This window comes from Stenotrophomonas sp. NPDC077659 (genome assembly GCF_050268705.1).
Taxonomy (GTDB): domain Bacteria; phylum Pseudomonadota; class Gammaproteobacteria; order Xanthomonadales; family Xanthomonadaceae; genus Stenotrophomonas.
The window spans coordinates 1-16,344 of sequence record NZ_JBNNHG010000079.1; the positions used below are offsets into that span (position 1 = coordinate 1).

The 16,344-nt window shown below is 67.4% G+C and carries 16 protein-coding genes and 1 pseudogene; 7 read left to right on the top strand and 10 right to left on the bottom strand.

Annotated elements, in window-relative coordinates; translation table 11 throughout:
* Positions 1-221 (bottom strand): annotated as a pseudogene (locus tag ACQKDV_RS12215) (hypothetical protein); the annotation flags it as partial.
* A gap of 129 nt (positions 222-350) precedes the next feature.
* Here ACQKDV_RS12215 and ACQKDV_RS12220 point away from each other — a divergent pair.
* Both ACQKDV_RS12220 and ACQKDV_RS12225 read left to right on the top strand, forming a co-directional pair.
* Positions 351-845: a MarR family winged helix-turn-helix transcriptional regulator gene (locus ACQKDV_RS12220; protein ID WP_324806403.1), complete on the top strand. Its 495-nt coding sequence runs from the start codon at positions 351-353 to the stop codon at positions 843-845.
* A 385-nt stretch (positions 846-1,230) separates the two neighbouring features.
* Entirely contained in the window at positions 1,231-1,467 is a 237-nt protein-coding gene (locus ACQKDV_RS12225; protein WP_427783997.1) for a hypothetical protein, read from the top strand.
* Between the two features lie 164 nt (positions 1,468-1,631).
* On the opposite strand, the gene ACQKDV_RS12230 is transcribed toward ACQKDV_RS12225, so the two are convergent.
* The 4 genes from ACQKDV_RS12230 to ACQKDV_RS12245 all read right to left on the bottom strand — a co-directional run bounded on the left by ACQKDV_RS12230 (position 1,632) and on the right by ACQKDV_RS12245 (position 6,105).
* Positions 1,632-2,759, bottom strand: coding sequence for a hypothetical protein (locus ACQKDV_RS12230; RefSeq protein WP_427783998.1), 1,128 nt, complete (start codon positions 2,757-2,759; stop codon positions 1,632-1,634).
* Positions 2,760-2,921: 162 nt separating this feature from the next.
* Positions 2,922-3,533, bottom strand: coding sequence for a thioredoxin family protein (locus tag ACQKDV_RS12235; RefSeq protein ID WP_427783999.1), 612 nt, complete (start codon positions 3,531-3,533; stop codon positions 2,922-2,924).
* Positions 3,534-3,549: 16 nt separating this feature from the next.
* Positions 3,550-5,049: a peptide MFS transporter gene (locus ACQKDV_RS12240; protein ID WP_427784000.1), complete on the bottom strand. Its 1,500-nt coding sequence runs from the start codon at positions 5,047-5,049 to the stop codon at positions 3,550-3,552.
* 180 nt (positions 5,050-5,229) lie between these two features.
* A complete protein-coding gene (locus ACQKDV_RS12245) occupies positions 5,230-6,105 on the bottom strand; it encodes a tryptophan 2,3-dioxygenase (protein WP_427784001.1) in 876 nt (291 codons plus the stop codon).
* A 335-nt stretch (positions 6,106-6,440) separates the two neighbouring features.
* Between ACQKDV_RS12245 and pdhA the strand changes: the two genes are divergently transcribed.
* Genes pdhA through ACQKDV_RS12265 form a run of 4 tightly spaced genes read left to right on the top strand, consistent with a single transcriptional unit; the run spans position 6,441 to position 10,311 of the window.
* Entirely contained in the window at positions 6,441-7,523 is a 1,083-nt protein-coding gene (pdhA, locus tag ACQKDV_RS12250) for a pyruvate dehydrogenase (acetyl-transferring) E1 component subunit alpha (protein WP_427784002.1), read from the top strand.
* Positions 7,516-8,583, top strand: coding sequence for an alpha-ketoacid dehydrogenase subunit beta (locus tag ACQKDV_RS12255; RefSeq protein WP_427784003.1), 1,068 nt, complete (start codon positions 7,516-7,518; stop codon positions 8,581-8,583). Before pdhA ends, ACQKDV_RS12255 begins: the two co-directional genes overlap by 8 nt.
* 1 nt (position 8,584) lies before the next feature.
* Positions 8,585-8,938, top strand: coding sequence for an SH3 domain-containing protein (locus tag ACQKDV_RS12260; protein ID WP_427784004.1), 354 nt, complete (start codon positions 8,585-8,587; stop codon positions 8,936-8,938).
* Entirely contained in the window at positions 8,935-10,311 is a 1,377-nt protein-coding gene (locus ACQKDV_RS12265) for a dihydrolipoamide acetyltransferase family protein (protein WP_427784005.1), read from the top strand. The genes ACQKDV_RS12260 and ACQKDV_RS12265 overlap by 4 nt, the downstream gene beginning before the upstream one ends.
* A gap of 248 nt (positions 10,312-10,559) precedes the next feature.
* Here the strand turns inward: ACQKDV_RS12265 and ACQKDV_RS12270 are convergent, their stop codons facing one another.
* From ACQKDV_RS12270 to ACQKDV_RS12285, 4 genes are all read right to left on the bottom strand, one after another.
* Complete coding sequence (locus ACQKDV_RS12270) at positions 10,560-10,901, bottom strand: hypothetical protein (protein WP_427784006.1); 342 nt, start codon at positions 10,899-10,901, stop codon at positions 10,560-10,562.
* A gap of 299 nt (positions 10,902-11,200) precedes the next feature.
* Positions 11,201-11,587, bottom strand: a complete 387-nt coding sequence (locus ACQKDV_RS12275) for a VOC family protein (protein WP_427784007.1) — start codon at positions 11,585-11,587, stop codon at positions 11,201-11,203.
* Between the two features lie 569 nt (positions 11,588-12,156).
* A complete protein-coding gene (locus ACQKDV_RS12280; protein WP_427784008.1) occupies positions 12,157-12,864 on the bottom strand; it encodes a helix-turn-helix transcriptional regulator in 708 nt (235 codons plus the stop codon).
* On the bottom strand, positions 12,864-13,499 hold the full coding sequence (locus ACQKDV_RS12285; protein WP_427784009.1) for an NAD-dependent dehydratase: 636 nt from the start codon (positions 13,497-13,499) through the stop codon (positions 12,864-12,866). The genes ACQKDV_RS12280 and ACQKDV_RS12285 overlap by 1 nt, the downstream gene beginning before the upstream one ends.
* Positions 13,500-13,604: 105 nt before the next feature.
* Between ACQKDV_RS12285 and ACQKDV_RS12290 the strand changes: the two genes are divergently transcribed.
* The gene (locus ACQKDV_RS12290; protein ID WP_427784010.1) at positions 13,605-15,143 is read left to right on the top strand and encodes a diguanylate cyclase domain-containing protein; all 1,539 of its coding nucleotides are present in this window, start codon (positions 13,605-13,607) and stop codon (positions 15,141-15,143) included.
* A 113-nt stretch (positions 15,144-15,256) separates the two neighbouring features.
* On the opposite strand, the gene ACQKDV_RS12295 is transcribed toward ACQKDV_RS12290, so the two are convergent.
* The gene (locus ACQKDV_RS12295; RefSeq protein ID WP_427784011.1) at positions 15,257-16,186 is read right to left on the bottom strand and encodes a DUF808 domain-containing protein; all 930 of its coding nucleotides are present in this window, start codon (positions 16,184-16,186) and stop codon (positions 15,257-15,259) included.
* Positions 16,187-16,344 lie beyond the last annotated feature (158 nt).

The window sequence follows — 16,344 nt, forward strand, 5'->3', positions numbered from 1 at the left end:
TGCTGGCCCGACTGGCCGAGCTGGGTGCCAACGGCGTGGGCGAGCTGGATGGCGACCGCGCTGAAGCCCATCTTGCGGAAGTACTCGTGCAGCTCCTGGCCACGGCCGGCCGGGGCGGCAAACTCGACGAACTCGAAGCCGTCGATGCCCATCGGGTTTTCGAAGGTGGTGACCTGCATGCCGGGGTTCGGGTGCGAGGCGGTCGGGACTGCGGTGTTCATGGCGGGGCTCCGAATCGGTACCGCATCGGTACAAACCAGGTGCGGGCTGGGGTGGACCCGGCGAGAATGCAGGGTCCGGACATACCCCTTATAGTTACACTTGAAACCACCAGCAAGGTGCACCGCAGCATGAGCCCAGCCGACCCCGCCTCCACCCGCGTGCGCGCCTCGCACGTCCTGCTCGACCTGGAACAGTTCCTGCCGTATCGGCTGAGCGTGCTGTCCAACCGCGTGAGCGGCAACATCGCCAAGCTCTATGGCGACCGTTACGGCCTGGCCATCCCCGAGTGGCGGGTGATCACCATCCTGGCGCTGTACCCGGGTTCGTCGGCCAGTGAGGTTTCCGACCGCACGGCGATGGACAAGGTGGCGGTCAGCCGGGCGGTGGCGCGGCTGCTCGAGCGCGGCTTCATCAAGCGCGAGACCCACGGCGATGACCGCCGCCGCTCGGTGCTGGCGTTGTCTGCGGCGGGTTTCGAGGTGTACGAGACCATCGCGCCACTGGTGATCGAGATCACCCGCAAGCTGATGTCGGTGCTGAGCGAGGAGGAAGAACAGCTGCTGGAAAAGCTGATCCTGCGGCTGGCGGGCGACGGCCTGGAGCGGATGGGCGAAGGGGTCTGAGGGGCGGTGGCCTGTAGATCCACGCCACGCGTGGATGACGTTGCCTGCGATGCGCGGCATGTCGTGGGCAACCCTGCGAGGGCACATTGGGCGGTCGATGAAGACAATGGGTGCATGCGGCTGGATATTCGCCGACGAACGGCACTCGGGCCTTGCGCGTCACTAACTGTCGGCTTTGCCGCCTGATGTTTCGGGATCGGCCCGGTAGCATCGTTCAGGACAGGCCAGGCCTATCAAACCACTCGAATCGAGTGGCTCTGCCTATTGGACGAACACCCCAACCGGAGCGAGGTTGGGCGCGCAGCGGAGCACCGCTGCCGGGGTTGGAAAGCCCGTTGATCAGAGCGATCTCGCCTTTTCAACCACGATGCCAAGGAATCCCGCCATGTCCCGATCCACCCGCCGCAAGCTTCCGGCGCCCGCCCCTGCCCTGAATCACGAGGCTGACCTGCAGCGCATCGATGAGGCGCTGGCCACCGTGGAATCCATCGCCGACGTCTGGTTCGAACATCATCGACTGAAGCCCTGCCCGCCGGGGTTCCTGCTGTCGCTGAACCGGCTGCGTGATTTCACCAGCTTCGCCAAGGCCTACGCGACCGCGTTGCGGGTCGTACGCGAGTAGATCCACGCCATGCGTGGATGACGCTCACCCGACAGGGTCAGAGCCCTTTCCTGCGGAAAGAGACCCGACCCCGGCTCACCACAGTAGATCCACGCCATGCGTGGATGACGCTCACCCGACAGGGTCAGAGTCCTTTCCCGCGGAAAGAGACCCGACCCCGCTGCTCAGCTCAAATGCTTGCGACGCGCATGAATCCACGGCACGGCCAGCGCGGCGATCGCGCCCCCGGCAAAGCCCAGCGACGCGGCAACCGTGGCCGCCTCGATCGCCCCCGGCAACGCCAGCGCGGCGGCCACCAGCAGCAGGGATGGCAGGCCCACGAAAGTGCCCAGGAAGAAGGTCCAGCGCGGTGACCAGGTGTTGAGCTGAAGCAGGCTGACCGGCTGCCAGGTCTCGGAGGCGGCGTCTTCGGCGATCTTGGCCACCACCTTGCCCAGGTCCACTTCCGGCACCAGCCGGCCCGGCCGGGCGGCGGCGATGGCTTCGGCCACGGCTTCCACGGGCGGGAAGCTGGCCGGCCACGCCATGGGCGCAGCCACGCCATAGGCCGTCAACAGCGGCACGCTCAGCCACGGCGCCAGCAGCGGGCGCACCCTGCGCCGGCCATGCACGCACCAGATCTGTGCCACACCATGCGCGGTCACGCTGTACAGCGCCAGCTCGCCCGGCGGCGGGTAGCCGAGCATGGTCACGCGGGCGGCCAGGCTGTCCTGGTCCATCGCGCGCAGGAACCCGGGGCGGCTGCGCCCTTCCTGCATCCACGCCAGGCCCAGCGCGCCGACCAGGCAGGCGTCGGCTACATCCTTGCTGCCTGCGGTGGCGCGTTCGTCTGCCGCCAGGTACCACGCCAGTGATTTCGGTTCGGATACGTCGTCCATGCCCCAGCGGCTGTCATCACCCAACACATGACGTACCGGCAGGCGGGCCGGCGCGGTCTCGCCGCGTTCGCCGGTCTGCAGGAAGGGCAGTACGCCCTGCACGAAGCTGGGCAGGTCGATCGCACGCAGGCCGTTGCCTTGCCACTCCTGCGGCAGCAGGCCCCCCAGCAGGCCCTCGGTGGCCAGGCGATCCAGGCGGGATTTCTGTTCGACCAGCTTCTGCACCGCGCCGTTCAGCACGACGTTGTCCGGCAGGGCGATCTGCGGCAGGCGATGGCGCGGCGGTGCCAGCTCCACGCTGTCCTGGCCGGTGCCCGCATCATCCAGCAGGGCATCCTGCGGCGGCAGGCTCACCCCGTCGGGGGCGGCGGCGCTGGTCGCATCGGGCAGGCGTTGGGCGTGGTCGCTGTGCATGGGCGCTCCGGGTGGAACAGCCGACGATTCTGTCGACTGAAGTCCTTGCCGTTAGCGGCCATGGGGTGGGTTTCTGTAGTCGTCGAGCGACCCGGCATTGAGCAGTCGAGCATGCCGGGCAGTCGAGCATGGCTTGACTCTACAAAGGCAGGGCAGCCGGGGTCAGCGCTGGGGCGCCCACTTCTGCAGGAAAGCCATGAACTTTGCGCGGTTGTAACCTTTGCCTTCGTTCTTGGCCTTTTCCAGTTCGCCGGTGAACTGCGACTGCAGCAGGGTGCCGTCCGAATCGAGCACGAACAGGTGCGGGTAGCCCTTGACCTGCGGATATTGCGCGAGGAACGCCGTGTTCTCGTTCTCTTCGCTGTAGTTCACTTTCATCCACACGTAGTTGGCATCGCGGAAACGACGGATTTCGGCATCGCCTTCCACGAACTGGTCCATCAGATGGCACCAGGGGCACCACTCGCCGCCCACGTCCAGGATGATGTGCTTGTTGCCACGCTGGGCTTCGACTTTGGCCGTTTCCAGATCGGCGGCCGGGTCGCGTGCTGGGTCGAAGCTGGCATTGAGCCCGGCAATGGCGGCGATGTCGGCCGCCGCCGGGGTGTTGCCCGACGCCACCGGCGCGCTGGGGTCAGCGGCCGGTGGCTCGGTGGGACGGGTATCCAGCGGCTGCGTCGGTTCGGCCGGTGCCGGCGGCGGTTGCTGGGAACAGGCGCTGATCAGCGCCGCACACACCACTGCCATCACTGCACTGCCGAACGTTGTACGCATGCCCACTGCCCTCTGTTTACTTGACGCCGTGCATCAGCTTGTTGATCAGCGGGGCGATCAGGAACAGCACCACGCCGGAGCCGATCAGGGCCCAGAACCCGAAGGTATACCCCTTCAGCGCCGATTCGATCGTCATGCCGCCTTCACCGGACACCGCGCCGGCGAAGATGCCCGACAGGTTGTTGCCGATGCCGGTCGACAGGAACCAGCCGCCCATGCCGAAGCCGACCAGGCGCACCGGGGCCAGTTTGGTCACCATCGACAGGCCGATCGGCGACAGGCACAGCTCGCCCACCGACTGGATGACGTAGACCATGAACAGGGTCCAGAACGGAATCTTGCCGTCCACGACCATCTGCGACAGGGCATACATCAGCAGGGCGAAGGCCGCGCCGTTGAACAGCAGGCCCAGGCCGAACTTGCGCGGGATGGACGGATTGGCGCTGCCCATCGCCACCCAGATCCAGGCGATGATCGGGGCCAGGGTGATGATGGCCACCGAGTTGACTGACTGGAACCACGCGGTCGGGAAGGTCCAATCACCCAGTTGGCGGTTGACGATGTTTTCGGCCAGGAAGGTGAAGGAGCTGCCGGCCTGTTCGAAGAACATCCAGAACATCACGTTGAAGGCGAAGATGATCAGCATGGCGATCACGCGGTCGCGCTGCACCTTGCCCTCGCGGATGCCTTCCACCAGCAGCAGGATGGCCAGCGCGGTGAACATCGCGCCCAGGATCCAGGCCAGTGCAGCCGCGCCCGTGGCCAGCAGGAAGTAGGAGACCGGAATGGCGACAACCGCGCCGACCAGCACCTTGACGATCGGGCCGAAACCTTCGGCGCCGACCGGCGGCGCGCCGATGCCGTTCAGGCCGGCGCGACCGATGTAGAACCACACCAGCGAGATCAGCATGCCCACGCCGGAGGCGATGAACACCACCTTGTAGGACGGCATCGCGTCGGTACCGAAGACCTTGCGGGCCAGGTACTCGGTCAGTACCGGGGCGATCATCGCGCCGATGTTGATGCCCATGTAGAAGATGGTGAAGCCCGAGTCGCGGCGCTCATCCTTCAGGCCGTACAGCTTGCCGACCATGGTGGAGATGTTCGGCTTGAACAGGCCGTTGCCGACGATGATCGTGGCCAGGCCGAGCTTGAAGATGTGCTCCTGCGGCAGCGAAATCATGAACAGGCCGGCGGCCATGATGACCGCGCCGGTCAGGATCGAACGCTGGTAGCCCAACACCCGGTCGGCCACGTAGCCACCGAAGATCGCCGCGGCGTACACCAGGGCCAGGTAGGCACCGTAGATGCGGCTGGCGTCGCCTTCACCGGAAGCGCTGCCGTTGTAGAACTGGGCGACGATGTACAGCACCAAGGCCCAGCGGATGCCGTAGAACGCAAAGCGCTCCCAGAACTCGGTCATGAACAGCATCCACAGCGGGCGCGGGTGGCCCATCGTGGTCTTGAATTCCGGCACGGCCGGCTCTGGGGTGTTCGCAGTGGCGTTTAGGCTCATGCGGATTTCCTGGTTCGGTGGATGGGCGGCACATCCGATGTGCGCTGGAGCAACGCGCGAGGATCACCGACTTGTGGCGTTCACGTCAAATACACGCCGTTCGAGGAATGTCATGGCCTGCTCGCTGAACTTGCACCTGAAACGATCCAGTATGCGGCCAAGGGCCTTGCTGAATGGGGCTCAGGCCGGATCGGCCATTGGCCCTGCCTGCAGGCTGGTGCGTACCTGGAACAGTTCGGGGAAGAAGGTCAGTTCCAGTGCCTGTCGCAAAAAGCCCACTCCGGACGAGCCGCCGGTACCGCGCTTGAAGCCGATCACCCGCATCACCGTGCGCATATGGCGGAAGCGCCACAGCTGGAAGGCGGTTTCCAGGTCCACCAGGTCCTCGCACAGCGAGTACTCGCGCCAGTAGCGGTCGGTGTCCTGGTAGATGCGGGCGAACACCGGCTGCAGGCTGTCATCGGACACATGCGGCTGGGTCCAGTCGCGGTCGCGGTAGAGATCGGGGATGGCATGGCCGAAGCGGGCCAGGTACTTCAGGAATTCCTCGTACAGGCTGGGCGCTTCCAGCACGCTGCGCAGCTGCGCCTGGCCGTCCACGTCGTACTCGAACACCTGCAGCATCTGCGCGTTCTTGTTGCCCAGCAGGAACTCGATGTAGCGGTACTGCAGCGACTGGAAGCCAGAGGACGGGCCGAGCACATCGCGGAAGCCCATGTACTCGGACGGAGTCAGCGTTTCCAGCACCGACCACTGCTCGGTCAGCTGGCGCAGCACCTGCTTGCTGCGCGCCAGCACCTTGCGGCACTGCCAGACCTCATCGCGCTGCAGGAAGCCGATCGCCGCACGCAGTTCGTGGCCCAGCAGCTTCAGCCACAGCTCCGAGGTCTGGTGCTGGATGATGAACAGCATCTCGTCGTGGTGCGGCGGATTGGACAGCGGCTGCTGGGCGGTCAGCAGCTGGTCCAGCCGGAGATAGCCGCCGTAGGTCAGGCGCCCGTGCAGGTCGGTATGGATGCCGGCTTCGAGATCGCGTTGGTTGTTGTCGACGGACATGGGCGGGACCAGATCAGGGGCGGCAAGGGTAGCGCGTTGCCGCCGCGCTGGCAGCGGCGCCCACCGTACCTGGGCGTGCGGTGGCCCGTGGAGCCAGCCGGAACCCCCCGGCTGCGCGTGGAACCGTTTGTGCCGTTGCGCCGGCAGTCAGCCAAAGGCGTATTCTGATGCTTTGCAGCAACGACTGAATACGTTGTTGTTATTGGCCCCCGAGCCGTCGCCAGGGGTACAAAGGGGAATCCCCGTGTTGCGCCGCAGGAAGGCTATTTCGTACGCAATCCTTAACATGGCGATTCATATCATTTGTAACTTCTCTGTCGAAGGTGCAGTACGCAATGACGGTAGCCGCCGAGTTCAAGATCGAATACCTGCAGTACCTGGACGCGGACGGCACGCTCGTCCGTGACGACCTGCCCGCCTCCCTGAAGGATCCGGCTGTCCTGGTGCCGCTGTTCAAGCAGATGCTGTACGTGCGCACGTTCGACAGCAAGTCCATCGCGCTGCAGCGCACCGGCAAGCTGGGCACCTACGCCGCCTGCCTGGGCCACGAGGCCGCGCACGTCGGCATCGGCGCGGCGATGAAGGCCGGCGACGTGTTCGCACCCAGCTACCGCGAGTACGGTGCCATGTTCATGCGTGGCGTGCGCCCGTACGACGTGCTGATGTACTGGGGCGGCGACGAGCGCGGCAACGACTACACCGGCAACGCAGTGAAGGACTTCCCGTTCTGCGTGCCGATCTCCACCCAGTGCCTGCACGCTGCCGGCGCTGCGCTGAAGTTCAAGCTCAACAACGAGCCGCAGATCGCGGTGGCGGTGTGCGGCGATGGCGGCAGCTCCAAGACCGACTTCTATGCCGCGCTCAATTCGGCCGGTGCCTACAAGCTCCCGCTGATCCTGTGCATCGTCAACAACGGCTGGGCGATCTCGGTGCCGCGCTCGGCCCAGACCGGTGCCGAAACCCTGGCCCAGAAGGGTCTGGCCGGCGGCCTGCACTGCCTGCAGGTGGACGGCAACGACCTGATCGCCGTGCTGGCCGCGATGGAACAGGCACGCGAACGCGGCCTGGCCGGCGAAGGCGGCACCGTGCTGGAACTGATGACCTACCGCCTGTCCGACCACACCACCGCCGACGACGCGCGCCGTTACCGCGACGACGCCGAGGTGAAGGACGCCTGGACCCGTGAGCCGATGCTGCGCCTGCGCAGGTACCTCATCGCCAACGGCGTGTGGAGCGACGACGAAGAAAAGACCTGGGTCGAGCAGTGCGCGGCCAGGGTGGATGAGGAAGTGAACCAGTATCTCAACACCCCGGTGCAGCCGGTCGAGGCCATGTTCGATTACCTGTATGCCGATCCGCCGGCGGACCTGCTGGCCCAGCGCGCGGCCGCCATTGCCCTGGAGCAGCGCCATGGATGACATCAAGACGGGCGCATCCGCTTCCCCGGCCAATGCCGCCGACAGCGCCGCTGTCGCCGGTGGAGATATTGCAATGACCGCTACCCCCATCACCCTGATCGAAGCCATCACCCAGGCGCTGGCCTGGGAGCTGGAACACGACCCGTCGGTGCTGGTGCTGGGCGAGGACGTGGGCGTCAACGGCGGCGTATTCCGCGCCACCGCCGGCCTGCAGCAGCGCTTCGGTTCGCAGCGCATCCTCGACACCCCGCTGGATGAAACCACCATCGCCGGCCTGACCGTCGGCCTGGCCGCACAGGGCATGAAGCCGGTGGCCGAAGCCCAGTTCGACGGCTTCGTCTACCCGATGGTCGACCACATCATCTGCCACGCCGCGCGCCTGCGCACCCGTACCCGTGGCCGCCTGCACTGCCCGATGGTGCTGCGCGTGCCGTGGGGCGGTGGCATCCGCGCGCCGGAACACCACAGCGAAGCCAACGAATCGATCTTCACCAACGTGCCGGGCCTGCGCGTGGTGCTGCCGTCCAGCCCGCAGCGTGCCTACGGCCTGCTGCTGGCCGCCATGCGCGATCCCGACCCGGTGATCTACATGGAGCCCAAGCGCATCTACCGCCAGTACAAGGAAGTGGTCGTCAACGACGGCGAAGCCCTGCCGCTGGATGTGTGCTTCGTGCTGCGCGATGGCACCGACGTGACCTTGGTGGCCTGGGGCGCACAGGTGAAGGAAGCGCTGGAAGCGGCCGACAAGCTGGCCGGCGAAGGCATCAGTGCCGAAGTCATCGACGTGGCCACGCTGCGTCCTCTGGATTTCGCCACCATCGCCGAATCGGTGGCCAAGACCGGCCGCTGCGTGGTCGTGCAGGAAGCCCCGAAGACCGCGGGCTTCGGCGCCGAGATCGCCGCGCGCCTGGCCGAGGAATCGCTGTATGACCTGCTGGCCCCGGTCGAGCGCGTCACCGGCTACGACACCCACATTCCGCTGTTCCGCCTGGAAATGAAGTACCTGCCCAGCGTGGACCGGATCGTGACCGCGGCCAAGCGCGCGGTGGCGGCGGGCTGACATGCGGGCCCGCCTCCTTGGGGCTTACCGCAGCCAGTATTCCAATCCGCTCCGGTTCCGCATCGGCCAGATCGTCGAAGTCGGTGTACGTGACGAGGAATGGCCGGCGTTTGCCTGGGTACGCACCAACGATGGGCGCGCTGGATGGGCGCCCATCGCCTGGCTGCAGCTGCTGGATGAAGGTCGCGCCGAAGCCCTGCGCGACTACGACGCCCGCGAGCTGGATGTGGAAAACGGCGAGATGGTGAAGCTGCATCACGAACATGGTGGGTGGTGGTGGTCCGAGCGCGCGAATGGCGCGACGGGCTGGCTGCCGGCCCGCGAACTGGAACTGCTGGAAGAGAACTGCACATGAGCCAGACCAAGAATTTCAACCTGCCCGACCTGGGTGAAGGCCTGCCGGACGCGACCATCGTCGAGTGGTTCGTCAAGGAAGGCGACGTGATCAAGCTGGACGCGCCGCTGGTGTCGATGGAGACCGCCAAGGCCGTGGTGGAAGTACCCTCGCCGGTGTCCGGCACGGTGCTGAAGCTGTCCGGTGCCGCCGGCGACATCATCCCGACCGGCGCGGTGCTGGCCAGCTTCGAGATCGACCCGAACCTGCCGCAGCGCGCCGATGGCCAGGACACCGGCCACAGCCACGGGCATGCCCCGGCTGCCCCGAACCCGCCGCCGCTGCCCGCTGCTGCTGCCCCAGTGCCGGCCGCCGCCGAAGAAAAGGCCGAGCGCGATGACGCCGGCACCGTGGTCGGCGCGATGCAGAGCTCCAATGCCGTGCACACCGAACAGGCGCTGGCCGTCGGTGGGGTCAAGGCCGTGCCGGCGGTGCGTGCCACCGCGCGCAAGCTGGGCGTGGATCTGGCCCGCGTGCGCGCCACCGGCGCCGATGGCGCGGTGACCATGGCCGACGTCAAGCAGGCGGCAGCCGATGGCAGCGCCAAGCTGGGCGCTGCCCAGGCACCCGTTGCGGCCGCCGCGTACGCTGCACAGGCCCCGGCCCAGGTGGCCGCGCCGGTGCAGAGCGAAGCCCGCACCCCGCTGTCTGCCACGGGCAAGCCGATGCGTACCCAGCCGCCGGGCGTGGTTGCCAAGGGCCAGCCGGAACCGCTGAAGGGCGTGCGCCGCAACATGGCACGGGTGATGGCCGACGCACACAGCAAGGTCGTGCCGACCACGCTGAACGACGACGCTGACATCCACGCCTGGCTGCCGGGCAACGACGTCACCGCCCGCCTGGTGCGTGCCATCGTGGTCGCCGCGCAGAAGGTGCCGGCGATGAATGCGTGGTTCGACGGCGACGCGCTGACCCGTACCCTGCACGCACAGGTGGACATCGGCATTGCCGTGGACACTGACGACGGGCTTTTCGTACCGGCCCTGCGCAATGCCGACATGCTCGATGCCCGTGGCATCCGCGAAGGCGTCAACCGCCTGCGCGAACAGGTGGAAGCCCGTTCCATCGCCGCCTCGGAACTGAGCGGCTACACCATCTCGCTGTCCAACTTCGGCATGTTTGCCGGCCGCTACGCGACCCCGGTCGTGGTGCCGCCGTGCGTGGCCATCATCGGTGCCGGCCGTGCCCGCCACCAGATGACCCCGGTGATGGGCGGCGTGGAAGCGCACAAGGTGATCCCGCTGTCGGTGACCTTCGACCACCGCGCGGCCACCGGCGGTGAAGCAGCCCGCTTCCTGCGCGCGATGATGGACGACCTGGCACTGGCGAACTGATCCACCGCCCAGGCCGGTAACCGCAGAAGGCTGCGATCCTCCGGGATCGCAGCCTTTTCTTCATCCGCGCGCCGGCTTCCCGGTTCCGCATCCCCGGTGGAGAAACCGGCATTGCCGCCCTGCCGTGGTGCCTCGCCTTCATTGGCGCTGATGCGAAACGGGACCGAACCGGCTGCCCGGCCGCCTTGGCCGCAGCGAGCGTCTTTTCCGGCTCCTGGTCGCTGCCCTGGCAGACCACCCGGCGTTGCTCACTCTCCCAGATGGGCAGGCGTACGGGACACATCGAGGTGCTGCACGCGCACCCCGTCTTCCGATTCCAGCGTCACGATCCAGTGCACCGGCGTGGGTGGCGCGGTAACCCGCTGGTCTGCCGGCAGCGGCGGTGGCGACTGCAGGCTGCAGTAGAAAGCGGCCTTGATGGTGGGCGCCTGCGGCTGCGAGGGCTGGCAGTCAAAGCCCTTCGCGCGCAGATGCTGCACCGCCTCGGCCAGTACGCTGCCGGGGCCTGCCCACTGGCCGAGCTGGGCCTTGCCCGCAACCGTGGACTGCTGTTCGTGGAAACGGGACGCTCGCTGTCCGGAGTCATTCATGGCGGAACATCCCGTCGCAGATGTCAGAAGAAACAGGGAAACCAGGAGCGGGATGGCGACGGCGACGGACCGTGTCGCCCCGGGGACACATATCCCAGGGCTGCCCCGGGCGCGCCCGGGACGGGGGAAGGTGGTAGCCACGCTGGAGTTACCCCGCTGCAGTGTCGATGGGCAGAAACTAGCATGGAATCTTCGGCGGAAAGGTGAGGGAACCGCAGGAAAATCCTGGAAATCTGTAGGAAAATCCCTCAACGTGACGTATATACAGAAACCAGGTGCGGTTTCCCCCACCCTTCTGCTCAGTCGCGCGCCACCAGGCCTTCCGCAGGGCTGTAGACGCGCAGACGGTGGCCATCGGGATCGACGCCGACGAACGTATGGCCGAATTCCAGAGTGACCGGCGCCTGGGCGATCTGCACGCCCAGCCCGCACCACGCATCGTGCAGCTGCTGCACCGCTTCCGGGTTGGCGACCACCATCGCCAGTTCAGCGCCGCCGGCCCCGGCGGTGACCGGCGGCAGCACGCCATCGCGCTGCCACAGGCCGAGCGCCGCGCCATCGCCGAGGAGGAACAGAGCGAAGCCGGGCGATTGTTCGACCGGCGGCGTGCCGAGGATGCCGCTGTAGAACGTGGCACTGGCCGCGACATCGCGCACGTACTGCAGCAGGGTGCTGGGCTTGAACATGGGGGAACCTCCGTTGTTGGGAGCGCCCATGGTGGTGCGGCCCTGCTGACAGTTCCTGTCAGCAGCGTCGACGGCGCTGGCCTGCGCTTCCCCCTTGGTAGCGTCGACTGTCAGTCGACTGCCTTGGCCTGAAATCCCGCGCTGCGCGCGATGGTAGACTGACAGTCGACTCTACCCCTGCCGTCACCTTGGTAGCGTCGACTGTCAGTCGACTGCTCTGGCCTGAAATCCCGCGCTGCGCGCGATGGTCGACTGACAGTCGACTCTACCCCTGCCGTCACCTTGGTAGCGTCGACTGTCAGTCGACTGCCCTGGCCTGAAATCCCGCGCTGCGCGCGATGGTCGACTGACAGTCGACTCTACCCCTGCCGTCACCTTGGTAGCGTCGACTGTCAGTCGACTGCCCTGGCCTGAAATCCCGCGCTTCGCGCGATGGTCGACTGACAGTCGACTCTACCCCCGCCGTTACCTTGGTAGCGTCGACTGTCAGTCGACTGCCCTGGCCCGAAAATCCCGCGCTTCGCGCGATGGTCGACTGACAGTCGACTCTACCCCCGCCGTTGCCCACCTCACGAACGATCCAGCCAATCCGGGGCGATGCCCTGCGCCTTCTGCCATTGGCGCAGCAACGTGGCGCGTGGCACACGATAGCCCTCGGCCAGCGTGCGTATCTGGCGGATGCGGTCCAGGCGGAAGTGCCGGAAATCCTCGCGGCCCTCGCACCATGCCGCCAGCACCTGCGCTTCATCGAAGTAACCCAGTGCGAACGGCCAGACCACACGCTCGCTGCGCCGCCCCTGCGCATCTTCATAGGCGAACCGCAGCCGCTGCTGCGCGCCCACCGCTTCACGCACCATCTGCAGGCACGCCGGGGGCACCTTGGCCGCGTTACGCGAAGGCCCCACGCGCAGGCCGCTGTCGCGCAGCGCTTCGCGGCGTGCGGCCGGCAGCACGTGGGCGATGCGCGCCAGCGCATCACGCGCAGCGTCCGCCAGGCCCGGCTCGGTGCGTGCCGCTACCCAGCGCAGGCCCAGCACCAGCGCATCGACCTCGACCGGTGGCAGGGTCATCGGCGGCAGTACGTCGCCGGGCACCAGCTGGTACCCCACGCCGGCCTCGCCGCGCAGATCCGCCCCCTGCGCACGCAGGGTGTCGATATCCCGGTACAACGTACGCAGGCTGATGCCAAGCGTCTCGGCCAAAACCTGCCCGGCCACCGGCCGACGGTGCCGGCGCAGCAGCTGCAACAGCCGCGTGAGGCGTACTGCGCGCGACATCAGCCGACCAGTGCGCTCGACGCCACCACGTGCTCGCCCGGCGGCGGCGCCAGCGCCGCGTCCACCAGCGCCTTGGCAATGTGGCTGGCCGGGTTGATCCGCCATGCCCGCGGCAGCACCGGCCCGAGTATGCCCAGCACCTGCAGCGCGAGGTGTTCACCACGGCGCACCTGCTGCCGCTGGCCACCTATCAGGCCCGGCCGCACCAGGGTGAGCGAGGCAAAGCCGAGTGCGCGCAGATCGCGCTCCAGCTCGCCCTTCACCCGGTTGTAGAAGAAGGCCGAACCCGCGTTGGCACCGGCGGCGGAGTTCAGCACGAAGGCGCGCGCGCCCTCGGTGCGGGCCATCCGGGCGAAGGCCAGCGGGTAGTCGTGGTCGATGCGGTAGAACGCCTCGCGGCTGCCAGCCTGGGCCATCGTGCTGCCCAGCGCGCAGATCACCGCGTCCACCTGGGCCCAGTCCGGGGCCTCCGGCAGGGCATCGAAGGCCAGCACCGGGGCATGCAGTTTCGGGTGGCTCAGGCCCAGTGCGCGCCGGGTGGGGGCCACCACCGCGCGGCACAGCGGGTCGTCCAGCAGCATCGGCAGGGCCAGCCCGCCCACCAGGCCGGTGGCCCCGAGCAGCATCACGCGCATCCCCACCTCCACTACGGCATCCTGTCGACCATCGTAGCCGTTCAAGGCCCCGGCGGTCGCGCCGATATGCTGTCACCAGCCCCTGCCAGCCCCAGGATTTTCCCGATGACGGACCAGCCCGACCACCGCCCTGCCCCCGGCACTGCCCTGGGACCGCCGGCGCGCTTGCGCGCCGTACCCGACGATGGGCGGGGCGACCGGGTGGTCCTGCAGGGTGGCACGGCCGTGGCCCTGCAGCAGCTGTTTGCCGGTGCCGATGCCCCCGAACTGCTGCTCGCTGCCTTCGCCAATGGCATGGCCACGCTGCCGGGCGAACTGGGCGACATGGGCGACCGCCTGCAGTCGGCGCAGGCCACGGCCGACTGGCCGCGCTATGGCCGGGCGATGCGCCAGCTGATCGACAAGTACATCCGCACCATCGAACAGCATTCGCCCGATGGCCAGCCCGACAGCCTGCGCCTGTCCGAACAGCTGCGGCTGCTGCTGGGCGGTGCGGTGGCATCACTGCTGCAGCACGACCCGGACCTGCGCGAGCAGGCCCAGGCGCTGGCCACGCGGTTGCGGCAATGGCAACCCGGTGCCGCGCTGGAGCCCATCGAACAAGGTGTGCGCGAGCTGGGCCATCAGGTTGGCGTGCGCGCGGAGAGCTGGCAGGAGCAGCAGGCTCTGCTGCTGGAACTGTTTGCCCTGTTGCTGGAAAACGTCAGCGAACTGCTGGATGACCGCAGCTGGCTGCAGGGCCAGATCGCCGCGGTGCGCCAGCTGCTGGCCGGACCGCTTGAATCCGATGCGGTGGAGCGTACCCGCGCCGAGCTGCGCGAAGTGATCTACAAGCAGGGACTGCTACGCCAGGGCATCGATGAATCGAAGGCGGCTATGCGCGGGTTGATGGGCGAATTCATCGAACGCATGGATGGCATGGCCGCCAGCACGGGTGAGTACCACGACCGCATCGGCAGCTATGCGCTGCAACTGCGCGAGGCGCGCAGCATTGCCGATCTCAACCACCTGCTGCAGAACGTGATGCATGACACCGGCAAGGTGCAGCAGCAGGCCGCGCAGGCCCGCGACCACCTGGCCAGCGCCCGGCAGGAAGTGGAGCGTGCCGAGCAGCGCATCACCAAGCTGGAACAGGAACTGCGCGAAGCCGGCGACCTGGCCCGTATCGATCCGCTGACCCAGGCGCTGAACCGCCGCGGCCTGGACGAGATGCTGCAGCGTGAGCTGGCCCGTGCGACGCGCAACAACACGCCGCTGGGCCTGGCGGTGATCGACCTGGATGACTTCCACCAGACCAACGACACCCATGGCCATGCCGGCGGCGATGCGCTGCTGCAGCACCTGGTATCGATCTGCCGCCTGCTGTTGCGCGCCACCGATGGCATCGCCCGGCTCGGCGGCGATGAGTTCGTGCTGGTGTTGCCGGAAACGCCGGGCGCCGACAGCATGGCCACCGTGCAGCGCCTGCAGCGCTCGCTGGCGCACCGCGTGCTGGCCGTGCAGGACCAGCGCGTGCCGGTGCACTTCAGCGCCGGCCTGGCGCAGTGGCAGCCGGGCGATGATGCCGAGGCCCTGCTGCGCCGCGCCGATGAGGCGCTGTATGTGGCCAAGCGGCAGGGCAAGAACCGGGTGCAGGCGGGGTAATCCCGCAGCACGCCGGACCGCCGGTAGCGCCCGAGCCGATGCTCGGGCGGGGGCTGGTGGGTGCCGACCGTTGGTCGGCACGCCCTTCAAAGCAGCCGAGCGTGGGCTCGGCTCTACAGCTTCCCGCGCAGCTTCTGGAACCCGGTCACCACTGCCAGCACGATGGCGCCGGCAACGATGCCGACGCCCATGTTGGCTGCCGCGCTGATCAGCCAGCCCCACTGACTTTCGCCGCCCAGCCCCTGCACTGCGTGGTGCAGGGCCGGCACGTTGTGCACCAGGATGCCGCCGCCGACCAGGAACATGGCGATGGTGCCGGCCACGGACAGGAACTTCATCAGCCACGGCGCGGACACCACCAGGCCGCGACCAAACGCCGCCGCCGCGCCCCCCTTGCGTGACAGATACAGGCCCACGTCATCCAGCTTGACGATGCCGGCCACCAGCCCGTAGACGAACACCGTCATCGCCACGGCGACCACCGACAGCGTCAGCAGCTGCTGGGTGAATGCCGCCGTGGCGACCACGCCCAGCGTCAGCACGATGATCTCGGCCGAGAGGATGAAGTCGGTGCGGATGGCCCCCTTCACCTTGTCCTTTTCCCACGCCACCATGTCCACCTGTGCATCGGCCAGCGCCGTGCGCCGCTCGGCCTGGTGCTCGGCATCCTCATCGGCCGAGTGCAGGAAGCGATGTGCCAGCTTCTCCACGCCTTCAAAGCACAGGAAAGCACCGCCGATCATCATCAACGGCACGATCAGCGGCACGTTCCAGCCACGGCTGTGCAGCCAGGCTTCCAGTGCACTGATGGCCAGTGCCGCCGGCACCAGGATCACCTTGTTGACCAGGGATCCCTTGGCGACCGCCCACACCACCGGCAGTTCGCGGTTGGCGTTGACGCCGGTGACCTGCTGCGCGTTCAGCGCCAGGTCGTCGCCCAGCACGCCGGCAGTTTTCTTCGCGGCCACCTTGGTGAGGATCGAGACGTCGTCAAGCAGAGTGGCGATATCGTCGAGCAGGGCAAACAGGCTGGCACCGGCCATGGTGAATCCAAAGAGGGGATGGACGGATTCTGACCGATCCGATGCCTGCTGCGGAAGCGGGTTCACCGCGTGCCTACCAGCCCCCGGCCACACTGCAAGGCCTCGGTAGTGCCGGCCGCTGGCCGGCGATGCCCCCTGCGCTGCCGGCCAGCGGCCGG